At 44.2% G+C, this 21,888-nt stretch carries 19 protein-coding genes; 13 read left to right on the top strand and 6 right to left on the bottom strand.

Annotation, left to right across the window (positions count from 1 at the left end):
• The first annotated feature begins 34 nt into the window (after positions 1-34).
• The 3 genes from LZG73_RS19320 (at position 35) to LZG73_RS19310 (ending at position 4,159) form a co-directional block, all read left to right on the top strand.
• Complete coding sequence (locus LZG73_RS19320; RefSeq protein WP_233853596.1) at positions 35-646, top strand: HupE/UreJ family protein; 612 nt, start codon at positions 35-37, stop codon at positions 644-646.
• Between the two features lie 34 nt (positions 647-680).
• A complete protein-coding gene (locus tag LZG73_RS19315) occupies positions 681-3,062 on the top strand; it encodes a M1 family metallopeptidase (protein WP_233853595.1) in 2,382 nt (793 codons plus the stop codon).
• Between the two features lie 149 nt (positions 3,063-3,211).
• Positions 3,212-4,159, top strand: a complete 948-nt coding sequence (locus LZG73_RS19310) for a D-2-hydroxyacid dehydrogenase (RefSeq protein WP_233853594.1) — start codon at positions 3,212-3,214, stop codon at positions 4,157-4,159.
• A gap of 2 nt (positions 4,160-4,161) precedes the next feature.
• Here LZG73_RS19310 and LZG73_RS19305 read toward each other — a convergent pair whose 3' ends face one another.
• Both LZG73_RS19305 and LZG73_RS19300 read right to left on the bottom strand, forming a co-directional pair.
• The gene (locus LZG73_RS19305; protein WP_233853593.1) at positions 4,162-4,350 is read right to left on the bottom strand and encodes a hypothetical protein; all 189 of its coding nucleotides are present in this window, start codon (positions 4,348-4,350) and stop codon (positions 4,162-4,164) included.
• A 116-nt stretch (positions 4,351-4,466) separates the two neighbouring features.
• Entirely contained in the window at positions 4,467-4,859 is a 393-nt protein-coding gene (locus tag LZG73_RS19300; protein WP_233853592.1) for a LytTR family DNA-binding domain-containing protein, read from the bottom strand.
• 305 nt (positions 4,860-5,164) lie between these two features.
• Here LZG73_RS19300 and LZG73_RS19295 point away from each other — a divergent pair, with 305 nt between their 5' ends.
• From LZG73_RS19295 to LZG73_RS19265, 7 genes are all read left to right on the top strand, one after another.
• Positions 5,165-6,256 (top strand): sensor histidine kinase, encoded by a 1,092-nt coding sequence (locus tag LZG73_RS19295; RefSeq protein WP_233853591.1) that lies wholly within the window; start codon positions 5,165-5,167, stop codon positions 6,254-6,256.
• On the top strand, positions 6,253-7,332 hold the full coding sequence (locus LZG73_RS19290; protein WP_233853590.1) for a sensor histidine kinase: 1,080 nt from the start codon (positions 6,253-6,255) through the stop codon (positions 7,330-7,332). Before LZG73_RS19295 ends, LZG73_RS19290 begins: the two co-directional genes overlap by 4 nt.
• On the top strand, positions 7,329-8,126 hold the full coding sequence (locus LZG73_RS19285) for a LytTR family DNA-binding domain-containing protein (protein ID WP_233853586.1): 798 nt from the start codon (positions 7,329-7,331) through the stop codon (positions 8,124-8,126). The genes LZG73_RS19290 and LZG73_RS19285 overlap by 4 nt, the downstream gene beginning before the upstream one ends.
• Before the next feature lie 108 nt (positions 8,127-8,234).
• Entirely contained in the window at positions 8,235-9,362 is a 1,128-nt protein-coding gene (locus LZG73_RS19280; protein ID WP_233853583.1) for a DUF4249 domain-containing protein, read from the top strand.
• A gap of 116 nt (positions 9,363-9,478) precedes the next feature.
• Positions 9,479-11,827 carry a GAF domain-containing protein gene (locus LZG73_RS19275; protein WP_233853582.1) on the top strand — a complete coding sequence of 783 codons (2,349 nt, stop codon included), beginning with the start codon at positions 9,479-9,481 and terminating at the stop codon, positions 11,825-11,827.
• Between the two features lie 109 nt (positions 11,828-11,936).
• Complete coding sequence (locus LZG73_RS19270) at positions 11,937-13,511, top strand: VCBS repeat-containing protein (RefSeq protein WP_233853581.1); 1,575 nt, start codon at positions 11,937-11,939, stop codon at positions 13,509-13,511.
• A 94-nt stretch (positions 13,512-13,605) separates the two neighbouring features.
• Complete coding sequence (locus tag LZG73_RS19265) at positions 13,606-13,977, top strand: hypothetical protein (RefSeq protein ID WP_233853579.1); 372 nt, start codon at positions 13,606-13,608, stop codon at positions 13,975-13,977.
• A gap of 71 nt (positions 13,978-14,048) precedes the next feature.
• Here LZG73_RS19265 and LZG73_RS19260 read toward each other — a convergent pair whose 3' ends face one another.
• A complete protein-coding gene (locus LZG73_RS19260; RefSeq protein WP_233853577.1) occupies positions 14,049-15,194 on the bottom strand; it encodes a dipeptidase in 1,146 nt (381 codons plus the stop codon).
• A 249-nt stretch (positions 15,195-15,443) separates the two neighbouring features.
• The gene (locus tag LZG73_RS19255; RefSeq protein ID WP_233853575.1) at positions 15,444-16,805 is read right to left on the bottom strand and encodes a hypothetical protein; all 1,362 of its coding nucleotides are present in this window, start codon (positions 16,803-16,805) and stop codon (positions 15,444-15,446) included.
• A gap of 209 nt (positions 16,806-17,014) precedes the next feature.
• Here LZG73_RS19255 and LZG73_RS19250 point away from each other — a divergent pair, with 209 nt between their 5' ends.
• On the top strand, positions 17,015-17,326 hold the full coding sequence (locus tag LZG73_RS19250) for a multidrug efflux SMR transporter (RefSeq protein ID WP_233853573.1): 312 nt from the start codon (positions 17,015-17,017) through the stop codon (positions 17,324-17,326).
• A gap of 78 nt (positions 17,327-17,404) precedes the next feature.
• Here the strand turns inward: LZG73_RS19250 and LZG73_RS19245 are convergent, their stop codons facing one another.
• The gene (locus tag LZG73_RS19245; protein ID WP_233853571.1) at positions 17,405-18,442 is read right to left on the bottom strand and encodes a hypothetical protein; all 1,038 of its coding nucleotides are present in this window, start codon (positions 18,440-18,442) and stop codon (positions 17,405-17,407) included.
• A 391-nt stretch (positions 18,443-18,833) separates the two neighbouring features.
• Between LZG73_RS19245 and LZG73_RS19240 the strand changes: the two genes are divergently transcribed.
• Positions 18,834-20,501, top strand: coding sequence for a hypothetical protein (locus LZG73_RS19240; protein ID WP_233853569.1), 1,668 nt, complete (start codon positions 18,834-18,836; stop codon positions 20,499-20,501).
• Between the two features lie 56 nt (positions 20,502-20,557).
• A complete protein-coding gene (locus tag LZG73_RS19235) occupies positions 20,558-21,508 on the top strand; it encodes a glycosyltransferase family 2 protein (RefSeq protein WP_233853567.1) in 951 nt (316 codons plus the stop codon).
• Between the two features lie 4 nt (positions 21,509-21,512).
• Here LZG73_RS19235 and LZG73_RS19230 read toward each other — a convergent pair whose 3' ends face one another.
• A complete protein-coding gene (locus LZG73_RS19230; protein WP_233853565.1) occupies positions 21,513-21,761 on the bottom strand; it encodes a hypothetical protein in 249 nt (82 codons plus the stop codon).
• Positions 21,762-21,888: the final 127 nt, after the last annotated feature.

Genomic DNA, 21,888 nt, shown 5'->3' with positions numbered 1-21,888 from the left:
TATTGACAAGAGCATATCCATTTAAAACGATTTAATGTCCGAGTTCCAGGCTTACCTACAATTGGGTTTTAACCACATTACCGATTCCTATGGCTATGACCATATCCTATTTATCATGGCGCTTTGCACGGTTTATACATTGATTGACTGGAAAAAGGTGATCGTTCTGGTTACTGCCTTCACCATCGGACATTCCATTACATTGGCGCTTGCAACGCTCGGATTTGTGCGCGTTAATCCCGACTGGATTGAGCTTTTGATTCCGATCACCATTATCATCACGGCTGTTCTCAACTTTTTTTATAAAGTCCCGAAAGTTTATCTCGGCCATCGCGAAAAGGCGTCCAAAGTTCGCTATCCGCTTGCATTGTTCTTCGGGTTAATCCATGGTTTGGGTTTTTCCAATTATCTGAGGACCTTATTGGGCAAAGAAGCTGAAATTTTTAATCCCTTGCTGGGATTCAATGTCGGGCTGGAACTGGGTCAGCTGATCATTGTTTTTATCATTCTCTCCATTGCCTTCGTCGTGATCGAATTGCTTCGTGTGCAAAGGATCAGCTGGATTCACATTGTTTCCGGGATTATCGTCGGAATGTCTTTATCTATTATTATTAACAACGAATTTCTTCAAAGCCTGCTGACTTAAAAATCGTAATGCATTATTCCAATAACCTACTAATATGAAAAAAACACTTCTCCCGTTACTAATGTTACTTTTTGCCGTGTCCGCCATGGCGCAGCAAATGCCTGTTAATCCCAATTACAAAGCGAACGATCGTTTTGAACAAATGGGGACAATGTTACCAACGCCAAACTCCACCCGCGCAGCATCCGGAGCGCCGGGTCGTGAATACTGGCAGCAGCGTGCCGATTACGACATCAAAGTTGAGCTTGACGATGACAACCGACGCATCATCGGGTCTGAAACAATCACTTTTTTCAACAATTCTCCGGATGATCTGAAATACATCTGGCTGCAATTGGATCAAAACCTCTTCAAAAAAGACGCAATTGGCGCAACTTCCAGAACCGGCTCTATCAGTGAAAAAGGCATGAGCACCACAGCATTGCAAGCGCTCAATAACGGCAGAGGATCGGCATTGGACCCGAAAGTCGAATATGGTTATAAAATCGGCGCTGTAAAAGACAAAGCGGGAAAAGCATTGCCTTACACCGTCAATGGAACCATGATGCGCATTGATCTGCCTATCACCATGAAACCAGGAACGAGCTTCGTTTTTGGTGTAGACTGGAGTTATTACGTTACTGAATATTATGGTCGCAGCGGTTATGAGTTTTTTCCAAAAGACGGCAATGCAAACTATTTCATCGCACATTGGTTTCCACGCCTCGCGCCTTATGATGATGTCAATGGCTGGAACCACAAGCAGTTTTTGGGACAAGGTGAATTCGCATTGATTTTCGGAAATTACAAAGTCGCCATCACCGCCCCTGCCGACCACGTCGTTGCAGCCAGCGGCGAATGCCAGAATTATGCGCAAGTGCTTACCGCAACCCAGAAGCAGCGTTTGAAACAAGCTGAAACTTCCAAAACGCCCGTTTTGATCGTGACGCAGGCAGAAGCTGAAAAAGCTGAAAAGCGCGAAAACAAGAGCCCAGGCAAGAAAACGTGGATTTACAAAGCAGACAATGTGCGTGACTTTGCCTTTGCGAGCAGCCGGAAGTTCATTTGGGACGCCATGCAAAGTGATGTTTACAAAAGCGGCCGCAAGATCTGGTGCATGTCCATTTATCCAAAAGAAGGCAATCCGCTCTGGGAGCAATATTCGACAAGAGCAGTTGCCCACACATTGAAATCCTACGGTTCACGCACATTTGAATATCCTTATCCGGTTGCCATTTCTTGTCACTCAGTGGCTGGCGGCGGAATGGAATATCCAATGATCAGTTTCAACGGCGGCCGTCCGGAAGAAGACGGAACTTACAGTGAAGCAGTGAAATATGGCATGATCGGTGTGATTATTCATGAAGTTGGACACAATTTCTTCCCGATGATCGTCAACTCAGACGAACGTCAATGGGCATGGATGGACGAAGGTTTGAACACATTCTGCCAATATCTTGCTGAAAAAGAATGGGATTTCAACTTCCCGACCCGCCGCGGTGAACCCAACCAGATCACCGATTACATGTCGTCTGACAAATCTGTTTTGACGCCAATCATGGCATCAGCCGAGAATGTGATCGGACTTGGACCCAATGCTTATGCCAAGCCAGCAACTGCATTGAACATTCTCCGTGAAACAGTGATGGGCCGCGAGCTTTTTGACCATGCATTCAAAGAATACGCAACGCGCTGGAAGTTCAAAAGCCCTTCCCCAGCCGACTTCTTTCGCACCATGGAAGATGCTTCCGGTGTTGATTTAGACTGGTTTTGGAAAGGCTGGTTTTACGGAGTAGAGCCTGTGGATCAGGATCTTGTAAGCGTAGATTGGTTTAGTGTCGATACGCAAAACCCAGCCATTGAAAAAGAAATCGCCCGCAAGGAAGCAGCGCGGAAGCTGGAAACAATGAGTAAAATGCAGGATGCCAAGACGAAAGGAGAAACTGTGGTTGCACAGGATTCTACAATGGCCGACTTCTACAACCGCTATGATCCGTTCAAAGTTACAGAAGCAGACAAGCAGAAATACGAGCAATATTTGGCATCACTTTCGGAAAGCGAGCGTCAGCTTATTCAGGAAAACACGAATTTCTACACCATTTCAATCAAGAACAAAGGCGGACTTCCAATGCCGGTGATCGTGAAAATGGGCTTTGAAGACGGCACGGATTCTGTGGCCGTATTCCCAGCAGAAATTTGGCGCTTCAATGATGCGCAGATCAACAAAGTTGTAACGACCAAGAAGAAAGTTGTTCAATGGACATTAGATCCTTATCAGCAAATCGCTGACATTGACACGGAAAACAATTCGTTCCCCCGCGTTGCAGCGCCGACAAGATTCCAGATCTTCAAGCAGCAACAACAGAAAAAAGCGCCAAACCCAATGCAAATGCAAGGAGCCGGCGCCGGAAAAATCAGCACCGATCCAAAAAATTAGCAAGCACAATCTCAAAAAATCAATCCTTCCAAGTCTTGAACCTGGGAGGATTTTTTTATGTAATTTCAAAGTCAAGCTTATGTAATTTCAAAGTTGATGTTATGTAATTTCAAAATTCAAACAATAATTTATTATAAATCAACCACTAAGTGAACATCACAATCCTTGACGGCTATACATTAAATCCGGGTGACCTTGATTGGGCGCCGATCCATGAGCTGGGCAATGTTACAATTTATGATCGCTCTGCTGCGGAGGAAATTGTGGAGCGTGCGAAGGATGCGGAAGCGTTGCTTGTGAATAAAGTCGTGCTGACGGAGGCGATATTGGATCAGCTGCCGAATGTCAAATACATCGGGGTGATGGCGACTGGCTTTAACAACATTGACATTGCTGCTGCCCGGAAACACAATATCACTGTCACCAATGTAAAAGCTTACGGCCCAGCCTCAGTGGCGCAGCAGACATTCGCATTGCTGCTGTCGCTTGTCAACCATGCCGAACTGCATAGCCAAAGCGTTTATGCAGGAGAATGGATCGCGTCGCAGGATTTTTGTTACTGGAAAACGCCATTAACTGAACTGGCAGGCAAAACAATGGGGCTCATCGGACTGGGCGACATTGGCTCGCAAGTGGCTCAAATTGCGCTGGCATTTGGCATTAAAGTCATTGCTTACAGAAAGCATCCGACTCCTATGCAGGGAATTGAGATGGTTTCTTTGGAAGATGTTTTTGAAAAAAGCGATGTAGTCAGCCTGCATTGCCCATTAACCGATGAAACAAAAGAGATCGTCAATCAAGAACGGCTTGCCAGAATGAAACGAAATGCATTGCTCCTCAATACAGGCCGCGGCCCGCTGATCAATGAAGCCGACCTTGCAGATGCGTTGAAGAACGGCATCATTGCAGGAGCCGGACTCGATGTCCTTTCAACCGAACCACCCAAGCCGGACAATCCACTCCTCTCTGCACCCAACTGCATCATCACGCCACACGTAGCCTGGGCAAGTTTCGAAGCCCGAAAAAGATTGCTCACCATGGTGGCCGATAATCTGGAAAGCTTTAAAAATGGCGAAACGAAGAATGTAGTTTCGTGAGGCTATTTCCGCGTTTTCTTACCCTTCCCCCAGTTCTTCTTCATCTTTGTGTAGGACTTCTTACTGACTGTCTTTTTGCTTTTGGGTTTTGAAATTCCCTTTTTCTTGCGGGCGTTGATGTTGTTGACCAACGAGTTTTTTACACCTAATTTATTTTTCTTCTTGCTGCCTGCTTTTGCTTTCTTAGCCATTTTAAGATCGGTTCACATTTATTGATTCTTGAAATCATTAAATATTCATGCCCGACGTTATTTTAAGTAAAAAGGGATCAGATCTTCATTAATCCAATCCCTTTTCTTAATCTCAATCAGCCTGCGGCGAGATATTCTCCTGCGACCAGCTCCTGGATCTCCCGCATCCTTCTTCTTGCTATGGGCACTTTTCTGCCGCAGCTCAGCAAAAGTTTGTCTGGCTCTAATTGCGCTGTAACATGCATTGGGTTAACAATATACGACTTGTGGATCCGGATAAAATCGACCCGCAAAATCTCCGTCACCACTTTTAGAGTCTTGGAAACCAAGTGCTTTTTGCCCTGACGTGTGTGAATGTACGTGTAATTCCCCTCTCCTTCCAGATGTGTAATGTCACGCGCCTCAACCCACGTAATCTTCCCATTGTTATGGACTGCGATCAAATGAGGAGTTTCGTCATTAAAAGGTTTTACTGCCCAGGAGAATGGGTTAATTAAAGTTGTTTTCATGGCTTAATAGATAAAAGGATATATTTAAGTTCTTGGCTATGCCCTTCAATTAGGGTGACACAAATTTGACCTGAATTGGTTGCGATAGGAAACAAATTTTATCCGTATTGTCAGTTTTGGTATCTGTAACACACTTTTTGGGGGATGACCTGTAATCAGCTTCCGCTGAGTTGTCAAAAACAAGCGATTAAAGTCAGCAAAAGCCGGTTAAGCTGCGAATTCCGACATTTTAAATGCTTTTAATCACAATTCGATGATGCAGGATTTCAACTGAGATTGACACATTGCTATTTTTGCCCTTCACTATGATGCAGCTCCGGTTCAGCTTTTTTGAGAAGTATTTTGATGCGATGCGTAAAAACCGTCTCAACTTCTTCATCCTCGTGCTGGTCCTTCCGTGGCTCGTTCCGGTGGTTGGTTACCTGATGTGGGGAAGCATTTATTTTTCCGATATGAAAGTGTTCCTCGGAGGAAGCTTCATTAACCTGATCCTCTGCCTCATAGCGAATCACATTAACCAGATCATTGCCATTTATATTGCTAAAATTTATCCCGACACGCACCAATCCGTGCTCAGGGTCATTTTCTGGTTTATACTTTACGCAATCGTCAATGTAATCATCCTGTTCGTTGTGCTTTTTGCTTATGATAAAATGGGGCTTTTCGGATTTTCAATGCAGCGCGAACGCGTGCTCTGGTCTGTGTTCACATTGCTCGCGGCTTCGCTCATTGGCGCGGGATTGACCGAGCTTGCTTATGCATTTATGCAATGGAAAACCAATCAGGATGAGTTGCAGCAAATGGAGCAGAAACAGCTTTTGTCGGAGCTGGAAGTTGTAAAACAGCAGGTTAACCCCCATTTTTTGTTCAATTGTCTCAATTCATTATCCGTGCTGATCTCCGAGTCACCGGCCATTGCCGAAAAGTTCGTGGACGAAATGTCAAAGGTTTACCGCTATTTGCTGAGCGTCAATGGTCCCGACCGGGAAATGAGCATGGTGACATTGGATGCGGAACTTCGTTACATTCGCTCCTACATTTATTTGCTGGAAACGCGTTTTGAAAACGGCATCAGCATTTCCATTCAGGTTGCTGACTTGTATTTGACCGGACAAATGGCCCCGCTGACGCTGCAAACGCTCATTGACAATGCGATCCGCCACAACATTATAGCGGCAGATCACCCATTGCTAATCCAAATTCGAACCACAGCAACGGGTCAGCTGGAAGTGCGTAATAATTTACAAAAACGCACTGTGCGAACGCCTTTCACAACCAATGGCGGACTCGCCACATTGATGTCACGTTACAAAATGCTTTTTAACCAAGCCGGAACCATTCAAATCAAAGAAGAGAATTCAGAATTTACAGTGCTTTTGCCCTTGATTTACACATGATGCCGCATTACAAATTCCAGTCGATAGGCCAGTTAATCTGGCTCAGCCTCTTTGGCAGGTGGATGTTTGTCCTGCTGGTTCCTTGGTTTGTGCCCACAATCAGTTACTTGCTCATCGGCGATCCCTATTTTGACAGTGTTTCCAATTTCGTTTTGGGAACATTAATGATTTTGCTGATGACTGTGCTCGCCTTCATTCCGCACGATTGGGCGGCTCAATACATTGCCCAAAAATATCCTTCCATCCACTCTTCATTCAAAAGGGCGGGATTTACTGCTTTGTCATTTTGCGTGCTTACTGGCGTTTACGTGACGGTTTACGCATTGATTATCATTCATTTCAGACCATTGAATGCACAATTGAATTTCGGCAAAATGGTCAATGTGTATTTGTTTGAATTGCTGGCCATTTTGCTTCTGACTTGCTTGTATGAAGCCAATTATTCGCTCGGCAAATGGAAGGAGATCAAGACCAATAAGGAAGCGCTCAAAAAGGCAGGGTTACAAGGGCAGCTGCAAAGTCTGAAAAGTCAGGTTAATCCGCATTTTTTGTTTAACAGCCTGAACACGCTGTCGGCGCTGATCAATGATGAACCTGCGCGCGCCGAGCAGTTTGTCGATGAAATGGCAAAAGTGTATCGCTATCTCTTGCAAACCAATCAGGATGAACTCACAACCTTATCAACCGAAATCAAATTCATAAAATCCTATTATCACCTGCTCCGAACGCGCTATGACACTGGTTTGGAGCTTGTTATCAATGTTAGTGAAACAGCATTAAACAGTTATGTGCCGCCGCTTACGTTGCAATTATTGGTCGAGAACGCCGTGAAGCACAACACGATTCTGGAAAAAAACCCGCTTTTGATCGAGATCAGGTCAATTGGAAATGATCAGCTGGAAGTGCGTAACAACTTACTTGAAAAATCAACGCGTGTGAAGTCTACCAAACTCGGCCTTGCCAACATTGAAGCCAAATACAAACTGCTCTCTGACCGGCAACCGGTGATAGACCTGAATGCCGATTATTTCACCGTTTTACTGCCGCTGCTGACACAAAAATCTGAAAACCAATGAACATTTTAATCGTTGAAGACGAGAAGCTGGCCGTTCGCAAGCTCACCAAGTTGCTCGAAGAAACCGCGCCCGAATTTGTAATCAAAGGCATCACGCCCAGCATTGCCGCAACCGTGGAGTGGATTTCCGAAAACCGCGCACAAGGCGAAGCTGAGCCCGATATCATCTTCCTGGACATTGAATTGGCTGATGGTCAAAGCTTTGAAATTTTCAACCGCGTCGCGATTCGGAGCACTGTGATTTTCACGACTTCCTACGACGAATATGCATTGCAGGCTTTCAAGGTCAACAGCATTGATTATTTGCTCAAACCTGTTCAGCAGGAAGATTTGCAACGCAGCATTCGAAAATATTATGATCTCACTGGTAATCAGCGCAATGCAGAAGTTCCGGCGCTTTCCGCCAATTTGGAAAGCATTCTGAAAAATCTTCAATTGCAGCAGCCGGTGACCGATTACCGCAAGCGCTTTTTGGTAAAGCAAGGCGCAAGAATGCTTTCGGTTGAAATTTCAGAAATCGCGTATTTCTTTATTGAAGACGGTGTGAGTTTTTTCAAAAATCACCAGGGACAAAAGTTCGTGGTCGATTACCGAATGGACGAAATGGAGCTTTTCCTTGACCCCGACCGTTTTTTCAGAATCAACCGCGGCCTCATCATTACCCACCAATCCGTAACCCAGATCCAGCCCTACTACAACAACCGCCTGGCCCTGACATTGAAACCCATCTTCGACAAAGAAGCAATCGTAAGCCGCGAAAAAACGAACGATTTCAAGAAATGGATGGGGAAGTGAGTTGGAGAATGGCGTCACTCACACATTTAAGTAACCATTCGGCGATAATTTTGTTAGGATTGCTTCGTGATTTAATTGCAATTTCAGATCTTAGTAAGAAAAGATTAGATGAGATATCGTTTACTTAAGTTGTTTTCTTGTATTTCGCTGTTTTTGATGGAGGGCTGCATTGAGCCTTTTTCTCCTCCTGAGGTCAATTCGCCAGAAAATTATCTGGTTGTGGATGGCTTTTTGAATGTCGGACAAGATACGAGCCGGATAGAACTAAGCAGAACACAGAATGTAAATGACAACGCCAAGCCGACGATTGAAACAGGCGCTTCAATCTCCGTAGAAGCTGAATCGGGGGAAAAGTATGATTTTTCCGAAACCCGGTCAGGCCTTTACACACTTTCTCCCAAACAATATAGCATGGCCGGAAAATATCGCCTCCGCGTAAAAACGCAGGACGGAAAGGAATATTTATCCGAATATGTGACCGTTAGCCTCACGCCTCCGATCGACAGTGTTACCACGAAATTCGACAGCTTCCAGGATGCAATGGTTTTTTACGTCAATGCGCACGACGCGCATGGCAAGACGCAGTTTTACCGATGGAAATTTGAGGAGACCTGGGAATATCGCGCAGCTTATAATTCTTACATTGAAGTAATCGATAAAAAGTACGTTACCCGCACAAAAGACATTAACCAATGCTGGGGCAGCCAGCGATCCGGAAGCATTTTATTAGGCACCACGGTGAAGCTTTCCAGTGATGTCATCAAAGATCTGCCCATTTTCCGCGTGCCCGTTTCCACAAACAAGCTTTTTATCAAATACAGTGTTCTCGTCAGGCAATATGGCTTGTCGCGTGCTGCATTCGAATATTGGACAACACTTTCAAAAACGACACAGGGAACCGGAAGTCTGTTCGATCCACAACCGTCACAAGTGACGGGCAACATTAAAAATACTGCCAACAACAAAGAACTCGTTTTTGGCTATTTCAGCGCTTCCACCGAGGAAACCAAGCGACTCACCATTACGCCGCGTCTTGGAAAATATGCAACGTGTATGCCCGCAGACACATTCGACGTGGTTTGTAAGCCGATAAGCAATTATCAATGCGGACTGGAAACAACCGCGCTCATGCTGTCCTATGCCGGCATGCGCAGCGAATTTGTGCTCGGCACCCCCCAAAGCTGTGCAGACTGCCGTGTGCAGGGCGGCACAACAGACAGGCCAAAATTCTGGTAGTCAAGCACATGCCCATTGATGTGCCCCAAAATAAGAAAGTGCTTAACTTTTCATGTGGATGTCTTATTTTTAGGTAATTAAGTGATAAGTGGTTCATTTAGTGGCGCCTAAACAACATGAAAGTAAAGATTCAGGATGTTTCCGGGTTTCAATCTCTGGGGCTGTCGGTTGACGCTGCTGTTTCTTTTATGCCCTTTATACGCTTTGTCGAACGGCGCGCAGCGGAAGAAACCACGCTCAAAGCGGCCTTTTATCACCAAACCCTCGATTATTTCCGGCAGCATAACATTCCCGAAAACGACATTCCGCTTCAAGATATCGAGCAATATGACGGCTTTTTCGAACACATTTATGCCTGCCTCTCACCAGTCTTGCTGCCTGAAATACAGCATGTTTGGGGACTGAGCGTTCCATTGTATCCCAAAGTTTTTTACGGGACGGATCTGCTTTATGAAATGATTGCGCAAAAACCGCTTGATGCCGATCAGTTTATTAATAAGAGGTCGCCCGGGGATTTTTTCAAAGAACGGCTGCATGTCATTTACACATTGATCATGCAGCGGCTTTATAATTTTAAAGTGCCGGCGAAAATCGAGCAATATTACGCCTGGATCAATCCTGAGACGGGACTAATGCGCTATTTTGAGGTTTTTGTAAACACCGATTTTGTAGAGATCACCCCAAAAGGCGAATTGCCTGCACTCGATTTCACCGAACTTTACGCGCGGTTCAGCGAGGAGAATGGTCACTTGGTGCTGGAAAATGTGCTTCCGCTGACATCGTTCAAGTTTCGTGGCTTTTCGGTGCTCAATGTGTCGGACGTGACGAGCAAAATGGCTGTCGAAAATATCCGAAAAGTGAGACTGAACCGCATTCCGGGCCAGGAAGCGGAGCGCTATCACAACATCATTCATTCGCTGAAAACACTCGTAAGGAACAATCGCATTGAATTCGATATGTTTCCTTTTGTGCGGGTCAACAAACGGGCTGTTTATGGCTACGAAACTGCGGGAACGGGCATTATGTTCCGGGTTTGGGGCCAGGATCGGCTGACGCCGGAGGCATTTTCGAAGCAGGCAGAAGGTTATGCCGCCAAGCCGATTTCTTTTTATTCGCCGGATATCGGTGGCGAAAAGGAAATGCAGATTGCCTTTTTGGGGCCATTCAGAAAAGAAGGCGTTCGTTCGCTTGCCTTGCTTCCCGTATTTTTCGACGAAACTCCCGTGGGCGTTTTGTGCATGCACACGTGGCAGGAAGAGGTTTTTGACGAAAAGACTTTATCCATGCTAGAACCAGCATTTGAGCCGATTGGGCAACTTTTACAGATTTATATTGATGAGTTCAACCTGGAATTGGAGAACATTATCAAAGAAAAGTTTACTTCGATCCAGCCTGCTGTCCAGTGGAAATTCAACGAGGCGGCCTGGCATCATTTGCACAAGAAAAAGAAAAACCTGCCGCGGGAAACAGAACCGATCTGCTTCAAACAGGTTTACCCGCTTTATGGCGCCATTGATATCCGCAATTCCACGCTGGAAAGGAATGCTGCCACCGCCAAAGATCTGGCTTTTCAGCTGGAATTGCTTGGTGCTGCGTTCGCTGCATTACAATCCTGGGATAATTCTTCGCTCATGCAGGAACTGACTTTCACTTGCAAAAAGTGGCAGCAGACGCTTGAATCGGGAGCATGGAACAATGCAGGAGAGAATAACCTGAACCATTTTTTAGGAAATGAAAGCAAGGATTACTTGATGCATTTGAGTGAGCAGCAGCCGGAAACGAGCAACATTATCAATGAATATTTGAATGCAACGCAGCCCGAAACGGGCGCTATTTTCCGCAACCGGAGCGCTTTCGAACTTTCCATGAACATGATCACCGATGCGGTAAACAACTATTTCGAGTCTGAAAAGGACAGGCTGCAACAACCCTTTCCTTGTTATTTCGAAAAATTCAGAACCGATGGCGTGGAGTATGACATTTACATTGGTCAATCCATTAGTCCCGCAAAACCATTCAATCATTTTCACCTTAAAAACGTCCGGTTATGGCAACTTTCGTCCATGATCGCCATTGCGCGGCTCACGCGTTCACTCATGTCGGCAATGCCACGACCGCTTGCAACTACGCAACTGATTTTTGTCCACAACCACATGATCGACATCAGCTTTCGTGCCGATGAGCGGAAATTTGACGTGGAAGGAGCCTATAACATTCGTTATCAAATCATTAAAAAACGAATTGACAAAGTTCACATTCGCAATACCAATGAACGGCTGACCCAGCCAGACAAAATTGCTTTGATATTTTTCAACAAAAAAGACATCGAAGATTACCTGCCATTTATCCATTATTTGCAAGATTCCAATGCGCTCACGCCAGCAATGGAAGATCTCGAATTGGAAGATCTGCAAGGCATTAGCGGGTTACACGCATTGCGGTTGGAGGTGGCTTACGATGACTGAATTTCGCATGATTTTCCTGTGACACTTTCTGCGAGTTGTTCAAAAGTGTTTAGAACATTGAAATCAGAACTTTGCTTTGGGAAATTAAAAAATAAGTTGTTCTTCGTGTATGAGACAACTCCTCCTACTCAGCCTTTTCGTTTCCCTCTTCGTTGACTGTGCTGAAAAAAAGCAAAATGATAAAATCGAATTTCAGGAACCGCCTGCTTCGGGACTTTCCGGGAAGGAACTTTCGTTAGCGCATTGCAGCCGTTGCCATGCGTTTGTTGAGCCCGAAATGTTGACCAAGGCCGGTTGGAAAAATGTGCTTTCGGCGATGGGACACCGGATGGGCGTATATGCAGGTGGGTTCAGGCCTGACAGCTTGTTTGATCCGGGCATTAGCGGCGACATTGTGCGTAATGCGAACATCTTTCCCGAGGCGCCGGTTTTGGCAAAAGCGGATTGGGACAAAATACAAAGATACTATCTGAGCCTGGCCCCCGACACCATTGCCCCTCCCCTTCGCAAAAGCCGAATCCACATTGGTTTAAAGCATTTCAAATATCGCGAAACGGCGTTTTCCCATCGTCCGGCATTGACGACAATGGTCAAGATTCTTCCCGATAACCGAGGCATTGCGTTCAGTGATTCAAAACCGCGACAACACATTTTGACATTGCTTACTCCCGACCTTAAAGAAAATTATAGTATCCCGCTTGAATCCACGCCCGTTCAATTTTATGAAAAAGCCAATGAGGCTTATCTGATCACTGCCGGCAAAGGAATTTTCCCCACGGACGCACCCCATGGCGCAATGCAGCGATTGATAAAAAATGGCCCTGAAAACAAGTTTAAACTGGGTGATATCGCCATTTCGAACCTGCGGCGCCCAGTGTCAATGGCTTATGGAGATTTGAATAAAGATGGGTTCGACGATGTTGTAGCCTGTGAATTTGGCAACGAAACCGGACAATTAGCCTGGTTTCAAAACAATGGGCGGGGCGGTTATGACAAAAGGATTTTACGCGACAAACCCGGCGCAATTACGGCAATAATCAAGGACGCGAACAGTGATGGCCTGCCTGATATTTACGTGCTCATGGCACAGGGCGATGAAGGTGTTTTTCTTTACGAAAACAAGGGATCGGGTAACTTTGAAGAGAAGCGATTACTCACTTTTTTGCCGCTTAATGGCTCTCAATACATTGAACTGGCCGATTTTAATAAGGATGGCTTTGACGACATTGTATATGTATGCGGGGACAATGCGGACAAAACGCCGGTTTTAAAGAATTATCACGGCGTTTATATTTTTCAAAATGATGGAAAAGCAAACTTCAAGCAAACCTATTTTTACCAATTAAATGGGGCTTACAAAGCAATGATGCGGGATTATGATCTGGACGGAGATCTGGACATTGCCGCGATCTCCTTTTTCCCGGATTACGTGCGCTATCCGGAGGAGAGCTTTGTTTATTTGAACAATAAAGGAAACCTGAAATTTGACGATTATTCATTTCCGCAGGCAACGAATGGAAGATGGGTGGCAATAGATGCAGGTGATATGGATGCAGACGGCGACGTGGATCTTGTGCTCGGCTCGTTTGTCTATTTTCTCCCGCAAGGCGACACCACCGGATTGGGCAAAAAATGGCTTCTCGAGAGTCCATCCGTGATCGTGCTGGAAAACACGACCCGATAGGACTTTTCTGCGCATTTTTTGCACCTGAATTGAATTTATACTAATTTGTAAATCATACATCATTGCTTTCAAACTTCTAACCTTTCGATTTACGATGAAAACAAAGTATTACATCCTCATGATTATTGCAGTTGGTTTCTTCTCCATTGCAGCCAAAAAGGCGGTTACAGCCGACGACATTGTAGGAACATGGAAATATCTGATCAGTGACGTGCCGCCGGAATATGAGTCCGGATTCTTTACTTTTGAGCAAAAAGACAACAAAACGACGGGTTATGTAGGCGACACCGAAAAGCAGGAAATGAAGGATTTGACGGTTGATCAGGGTAAAGTGGTTTTTTCAACAGAATCCCAGGCTGGTGTTTTCAAATATAGTTTAATGCAAAAAGGCGACACGCTGACGGGAATCATTTCATCTCAATACGGAGATTTCCCAATAAAGGCGGTCAAGGAAGCTAAAAAGTGATTCATTGTTTGATACAAAGGCAAAATGCCCGCTGACTAATGGTTAGCGGGCATTTTTTCTAATATGATACATCATTTTCCCTCAGTAACCTCCCGGATTACACGGAGCCAGTTCAGGCCGAGTATTTTTTTAATTCGCTGATCACTGTAACCCAGCTTTTGCATGGCGATGGTTATTTGCGGAAAATCGCTTATGTCCTTGATCTCGTGCGGAAGTTCGGGGCCGCCGTCCAAATCGGAGCCCAGGGCAATGTGATCTTCGCCCACCAGGTTCACGCCATAATCGATCACCCTAGCCAGCTGGTCCACGTGCATCCAATATTCTTCCGGGATGGTTCCTTTGAAAGTAAAGGGAAGCTCGCGCGCAAATTCTTTATCAACCTCTTCAATGGTCTGCGTGGTGACGTGAGAAGCAAAAATCCGTGGCGTTTTGGGTTGCGGATTGGGCTGCACCCTGATTGGATTATTGGGTCTCTGCCAAGCCCAATATTTCGGATTGTTGAAAAGGCTGCCAAAATGGACGCCGATAACGCCGCCTTTCGAGGCGATGGCTTTTGCAGCTTCATCCGTGATGCAGCGGGGATGATCAACGATTTTATGAAAACCTCCATGACTATAAATTACCGGGTGCCGGCTGGCGGCAGCTGACTGAATAATGGCGTCGTTGGAAGCGTGGGCCACATTGATAACCATGCCGAGATCATTCATTTCCTTTATCACCGCCTTTCCGTGATCATTAATGCCGCCCCAGGTGTAGACATCATTGCAGGCGTCGATAAATGCGTTTGTTGTGCTGTGCGCGGTCAGCTGCATGGAGCGTAAGCCTAGTTTGTAAAGCGCACGCAGCAAGTCAAGGTCGCCATGGAGGTCATAACCGCCTTCCAAATCAAGGAAAGCCGCAATTTTGCCTTTTTTATTGATGCGTTCAATGTCAGAAGCCGTCAGCGCCAGCTCGATCATTGCTTGATTCTTCCTGATCTGATCCAATGCAAGATTGACCACACGGAAAGTATTTTTGATCTCAAACCTTCCGGGATAATAATTTTCAGGCGTGTAAACCGAAAAGAACATGGCGTCCAATCCGCCTTCCTTTGCCCTGGGCAGATCAACGGTCCCATCCGGATAACGCTGTCCGATATCGGTTTTGAACATCAGCTCGCGGCTCATCACATGCGTATGCCCGTCCATGACAAATGCATCGCGATGCAGGTCAGGCATTGATTTACTTTTTATTAAAGGAGTGGCTGTATAAAGTTGTTTTGATAAAATATTCCCCGTCACCGGCAGAAGTATTAAGCTCCTAAAAACATCTCTTCGTTTCATTTTTCTTGATAAATTAAAAATCAATTTGTTGCAGATGTATCATCCACCAAACTAAGCGCAACGGTGTCCGTTCATTCCGTCATTCAATCATTCAATCATTCAATCATTCAATCATTCAGCGCACCGGCGCCCGCTCATTCAAAATTACTCATCAAACCCCCGCAAATAAGGCGTCTTCGGCGGGCGCTCGCCCCTACTGAATTGAGCTCCGCGCGTAGAGCGATATTTCATGTTCATGAACGGCGTTTCAATGCGACGACCGATGTCGGAATAATGACCATTTTCCCAGTTTGATTCCATATCATAAGCCACAATGCCTGTGGACAGCAGGAGCCGCTCGGCATTGAATGGTTCTTTCTTGGTCACCATCATTTCAGTAATCCAATGCGGCTGGGAGTTCGAAGCGTGATATTGATCAAATGGGCCAGGCCAGCCGAGCATTGAAATGACAGTTGGGTCTTTTTGTCCCTCGATTTCGGCAGCGTAAGTCCACCCTACGCCCTGGGCGGAATATATTGCCGCTTTCGTTCCATCATTATACTCGACAATGCAGACGTTTGGCTTTTCAATCGCTTGAAAGTGTCCGGCTTTCAGGTCAAAACTTGTCCGCACGGCTTCCAGGAGCTTTCCGGCCCAGGGATTTTGTTCGGTCCACTTCCAGGTTTCAGGTCCCCGAATGCACTGCACCGATCTGACGCCCGTTTCACCTCCCTTTCTGCGTTCAACAAAGGCTTGCAGCACATCTACACAATGGAAAAGTGCACCCTCATCCGGCGCACCGCCGACCACGATCGATGTTTTTATCGGCGTATCGATGTCGAGTTCTATTTCTGGCTTGCGGAAAAAGGTTGGAATGGAAGAACCACCCGTCAAAGGAAAGTTCAGTTCACGGGATTTGTCAAACATCCACTTGGCTTCGTCCCAATTATATGATAGATGCTTATCATTAAAAACGGGCACCGAGCGCTTGCTTTGCTCAAAAACGCGGATCACTTTCTCATAAATCCACCAGCGCGGCAGGAGCCACTGCCCTTTGAGATTGGTCGGATATTCACCGTGTTCTGCGACGATTACTACACCATCCACCGCAAGTTCCTTTCCGCCAAGCGTGACGGCTTCACCAACCGTTTTAAAAATCGGAATGTTTTTTGATTTGCATATCTTTTGGCCCAGTCCGCTTGTTTCCAACTGGTGAATGTAAACAGAAACCACTTCCACACGCGAAGGAGTGTGAGCGCCCTGCCACCAATATCCATCCAAAAGCTTTGTTACAATCCAGTCGGCATGCGATCTGGTGGCGCCCCAATATGTTATGAGGCAGGCGATACGAGGCCGGGCAGTCTGCGAAATCGCGGCGGTAGAAGTGCCCGTCAATGCTGCCAAGCCAGCCATGCCGGTTATTCCGAGCATTTCACGCCGCGTCATGAGCGGGGCCGATTGTTTGAATTGGGAAAATGGAATATCATCCGCAGCATTAGCCACGGCATCCACATGCTTGTTATCCATTGAGGTTGAGCGTTAAGGTGTTTAGGAATGATTTGCCAAAATATCATTTGACATAAATCTATGCAACTTTCGTTTACACCTGTCTTTTCAAAGGATTATAAAATGCTATCTTCGCCAGGCAGATCTTCAACAGATCATTGCAAAAAGGAGGACGACCTCCCCCGTAGTGGGAACTGATTCGGGACGACCCGACCTAAGAGGTCAATGTCATGTCCTGGATTTATTTGGTCTCTGCCGGCCTTTTGGAGGTTGTTTGGGCCTATTTTATGAAACAATCGGAAGGCTTCACCCGTCCCGTCCCCACATTAATTACTATCGTTGCAATGATCGCCAGCTTCGGCTTGCTTGCTTTGGCAATGCGAACGCTGCCCCTCAGCACAGCCTACACGGTTTGGACAGGAATTGGTGCCGTCGGTGCATTCCTCATCGGGACTTTCGTACTCGGCGAGCCCATTAATGCAATGCGGATCGCAGCTGCGGTGCTCATTACGGCCGGGCTTGTGATGATGAAGGTTTATTGAAATGTAAGTTAGATCGAAGTTTGCCAAGTTAAATTGGAGCCGACATATTCAAAATACGGCCCCTGCCAGGCGTTATGCTTATTCTAACAACTTAGCATCAACGATATATTCTGCCAGTTTATTGGCAAAGTTTTGTGCGCCGGGCTCACTGACATGACACACGTCGCAGAAGAAGCGCGCCTCCTGAGGCATTTTTGCAGCCATATCAAAAAAATGCGTCTGATTCTTTCTGGCTAGTCGGGTTAAAATCTGATTATGCATGAAAATACCCTTTTTAACATTCTGCGCATCACCCCAGATAGACACGGGAGAGGCGTAATTGCATCCTGCGTAGTAGGTCATGTCTTCCTTCGCCCCTGTGAGCTTAATTCCTTGGGGAAAATACGAGGCGTACTTCATTAACAGCAGTTTGTCCTGCCTCTTCTTAGCTAATGCAATGATCCCACTCACATTTCTTTCGTATGCCTTGACAGTTTTGATGTTGCTACCATACTTGACGAATTCCGGCTCCACCTCTTCCTGGCTGGCGTAAGTTCTTTGAAGCACTAAGTCTAATATTGCACTCATTATTAAATCACATGCATATGGAATAATGGTGTAATTTATTTCTGGATGGTTTTGAAGTCGATAAATATTTTTATACCATTTTATATGGCTATAATCAATACGGAAATCTTCTGGGGGAATACAATTAGCACGATTCTCATTGATTGCTTCATAATAGATTACCAAATCAAACCGACTTCCGTTTAACAATCTGTATTTGATTAGATTATCCAGTGAAGTATGTCCTGCAACGGCTGCGTTGTAGAAAGCAAACTTTTCCATTTTGCCGTATTTCTTTTGCAGGATGGTGTCAAGGCGTGTTTCCATATGGGACCATGGCGTGCTCACTACTGAACCGCCCAGAATAAGAACATCATGAATGTCGTCGTCGCTAAGCACATTCTTCCCTACCAACTCTTTTATAATGGGATAAAACCCAGTGTACAAATAGTCTCCCGGCTTAATGAATGGATAACCATAAAAGTAAAATACAATCCTAAGCAAAAGTTCTAATGAAATAAATAGAACAAAAGAGAAAATAGCTGAAAATACAGCTTGCCGTGCATTCATAATGGTTAATTAGTGTGTGTAATAATGCTGTATATTAAATTGATTAAGGAGCCGCAATCTAACCAAACAAATAAAATAGTGACTTTCCTTAAAATAAATGACGCCAACCGAAGAATAAATGACCATTCCGTATCACGTTTGTTGCCACTTGTAACAACTCACTTTTTCGTACATCTTAGAAGCGAATTGATCAATATACAGCCAAAATTTGCCGGATTTTAGCGCCCAGCTCTTATAATCATGTGGTTTTACCGAAGAATAAATGGATCTCACCGGAGAATAATCCGATGAATGAGGAGAGTTGCGTTCAGTATACATTTAAAAGCATTGGCTAATTGACTAAACGGATGTCAATTCATCAAATATGTAATAAATTATAACTGAAAGTGAAATGTCAAACAGGTCAATTCAATCAATATCATCTGATACCAACAATGCAACATTGGCGACAAAGCCATCTTATATAAAGCAGCGGCTCACATTTCTACCATTTCTAACTTTAATATTCGTACTGATAGCAGCTGCGCTAATTAATTATAATTACAGTAATCGGCTAGACATCATTTCAGATGATGATGATTTGTATTTTTCTTTCGGCATGATGCTATTAGAAGGAAAATATAGAGGTGCTGATGATGGTCCTTTATATTATGCATTTCAGCTACTGCTTCAACTTATAACTAATGATGCTATTAAAACCTTCTATATCAATTATATCATTACATCAACAGTTCCTTTTATATTACTTTACCTTTTGCTTAGAGGGCGTAACATTAACATCTGGATAGCGGCTATCATTACGATTATGTTCATGTTTTCCAGCCTGAATTATCCCGTAACACCGAAGTTGACTCATTATGCAATCGTTTTTCTCTTGTTAGGTCTTCTGGCATTTACCTACTGCAAGGATCTTACGCATAAATTGTCAACTTGCTGCTTTTTTGTATTCTTGGCAGCGTACGCGAGACCGGAACTTTACATAGCCTTTTTCCTTCTGTATGCTGTAACCGGATATGTTTGCCTTCGAGAGAAAAAATTGAGATATGTCTTTCTAATGTTATCAATTACAATAATATGTGGATATTTCCTGGGAACGCCCATTGGCGAAAGAGACAGAAGCTTCTGGACATTCAAACATCATTTCTCTATCAACTACATCGAGTCCAATCCGCAATTAAATCTATCGCCATGGAATCATTTCAATCAAATCACAACAAATGCATTTGGCCATAAGTTGGTGTCTATAAAAGACGCTATTATAACCAACCCAGTTCTTGTTTTTTGGCATATTAAACTTAATATTATTCATTATATAAAAATTATTCCATCATATTTTGCAGATATAATTTTTAATAATATTCAATTTCCATTCCGGAAATATGTAATTCTATTTTTCGGATTCTTGCTAGCAATAAGGACAGACTACCAGAAGAGTTATGAAAATATTGTTCTTGGTTTCAGGCAAAATCTAGTTTTCATAATAATATTCTTATTAATGCTTGCTCCTACATATATATCCAATTTTTTTATTTATCCACGCACTCATTATATACTTTATCACTTTTTCTTATACATGTATTTATTTGCAATGTTGTGCAATTGTGTAGCATTCAAAAAAATATCATTGAAACGAAATTGGTTAGCTGATTACGCGGCAATTGGATTCAGTATCTTAATTATTTCTCTGCTTTATATTTCTCAATATAAAGAAAGCGCTCAATTTAAGCCATTACCTTCAAAAGAATTTTCTTTAATGCTTAGGAATTGCAAATTGAAAGGAAAGATTTCAGCTCTGGGTGGAGATGCGCCTTTTTCTTATAACCGTTACGTCGGTCAAAACTGGTCTTTTAATTATTATGATATTATCCGACCCGAACGTTTTGATAAGTGTATCGTAGACTACAAAGTAAATTGTGTAATTATTAATGATAAAATGAATTCCTATTTTGCAAGTGACTCAACATATAAGCTATTTCTCAATCATCCGGAGTTGATTGGATTCGTACTTGTCAAAAAAACAAAAACGCATCAAGTATATGCTAAACATGAGGGAATTTGATAAAACTTCGACACTGACATCTAAACAACTCTTACTGGTTTCTAATAAATTGACATATGGGTCCAGCGCGCCTGGTTTTGGTAATCCCCTGCTATAATGAAGAGTTAATCATTTTTCGCACCTACATTGCATTGAGCGACTATTACAACACTATCAAAGGTCAAGGACTTATTGCAGAAGACAGTCGGATCTGTTTGGTAGACGATGGCAGCACTGACAAAACGTGGACAATTATCCAAGACCTTTGCAGCAAAGACGGGAATATCATTGGAGTACGTTTGTCACGAAATTTTGGCCATCAAAGTGCAATTATGGCTGGTTTGGAAAAGCATGCGAATGACTTCGATTGTTTTGTCACCCTTGATGCAGATTTACAAGATGATATCAACGCCATTACGGCGATGATTGATAAACACAGCAAAGGTGCTATGATCGTTTACGGTGTGCGTGATAACCGTAGCTCTGATACTTGGTTTAAGCGCTTTACGGCTGAAAGTTTCTATGTGATCATGCAGAAGATGGGCGTTCCGCTTGTATTTAATCATGCAGACTTTCGTCTGATGGATCAGCGAGTCCTTCAAGAGTTGGGTAAATTTCAGGAGATTAACTTGTTCCTCCGTGGTATTGTTCCGCTGATTGGCTATCAGAATGAAAAAGTGTTTTATAGCCGCTTGGGCAGAGAGGCAGGAGAAACCAAATACCCGCTAAAAAAAATGCTTTTATTCGCATGGAATGGCATTACCTCATTTTCGATATTTCCAATGCGGTTGGTGCTGTATTTTGGGGTCGCCAACTTCGTTATTGCAATGATGATTGTGGCATATATACTTCTTTCCTACATTCTTGGCCGCACCGTCCCCGGCTGGACCTCAACTATGCTACCGCTTATGTTTTTCAACGGCTTTAACATGATGGCCATTGGACTTATCGGGGAGTACATTGGTAAGATTTATGAAGAAGTAAAGGGCCGTCCCCGTTATATCATTGAAAAGACGGTCAATGCATAAGGTATTAACACCCAGCATACTCAGGCCTGAAAAGTCCATTCAATGCGGCTATTGTTTTTTCTACAATCTTTCTGCCGTCTTGTAGTTCAATGTAAGGGTTTGGATCGTCGGTGTGAATTTCCTTTATAATTCCTTCAGCCCGTTCCAGTCCGTTGATGTCCAGAATCATTTCCGCTTTTGCTCCACGGTTTTTGATATCTGTCAGCATTTCCATAAAGCTCTCATTTACTGATAATGTCGTGCGTAAGTCCATATGTTTTAGTTGATTATCTGCTTGTAAATTAGTTAAGTAAGACGTAATGTCTTTATTAAAAAACACTCGTGATTAACAATTGATTCAACATTGTTGGTCAATAGTTGTATCATCGTACCTTTGCGGC

This window comes from Dyadobacter sp. CY326, from assembly GCF_021390515.1.
Taxonomy (GTDB): domain Bacteria; phylum Bacteroidota; class Bacteroidia; order Cytophagales; family Spirosomataceae; genus Dyadobacter.
This window is presented reverse-complemented; position numbering and strand designations above follow the sequence as displayed.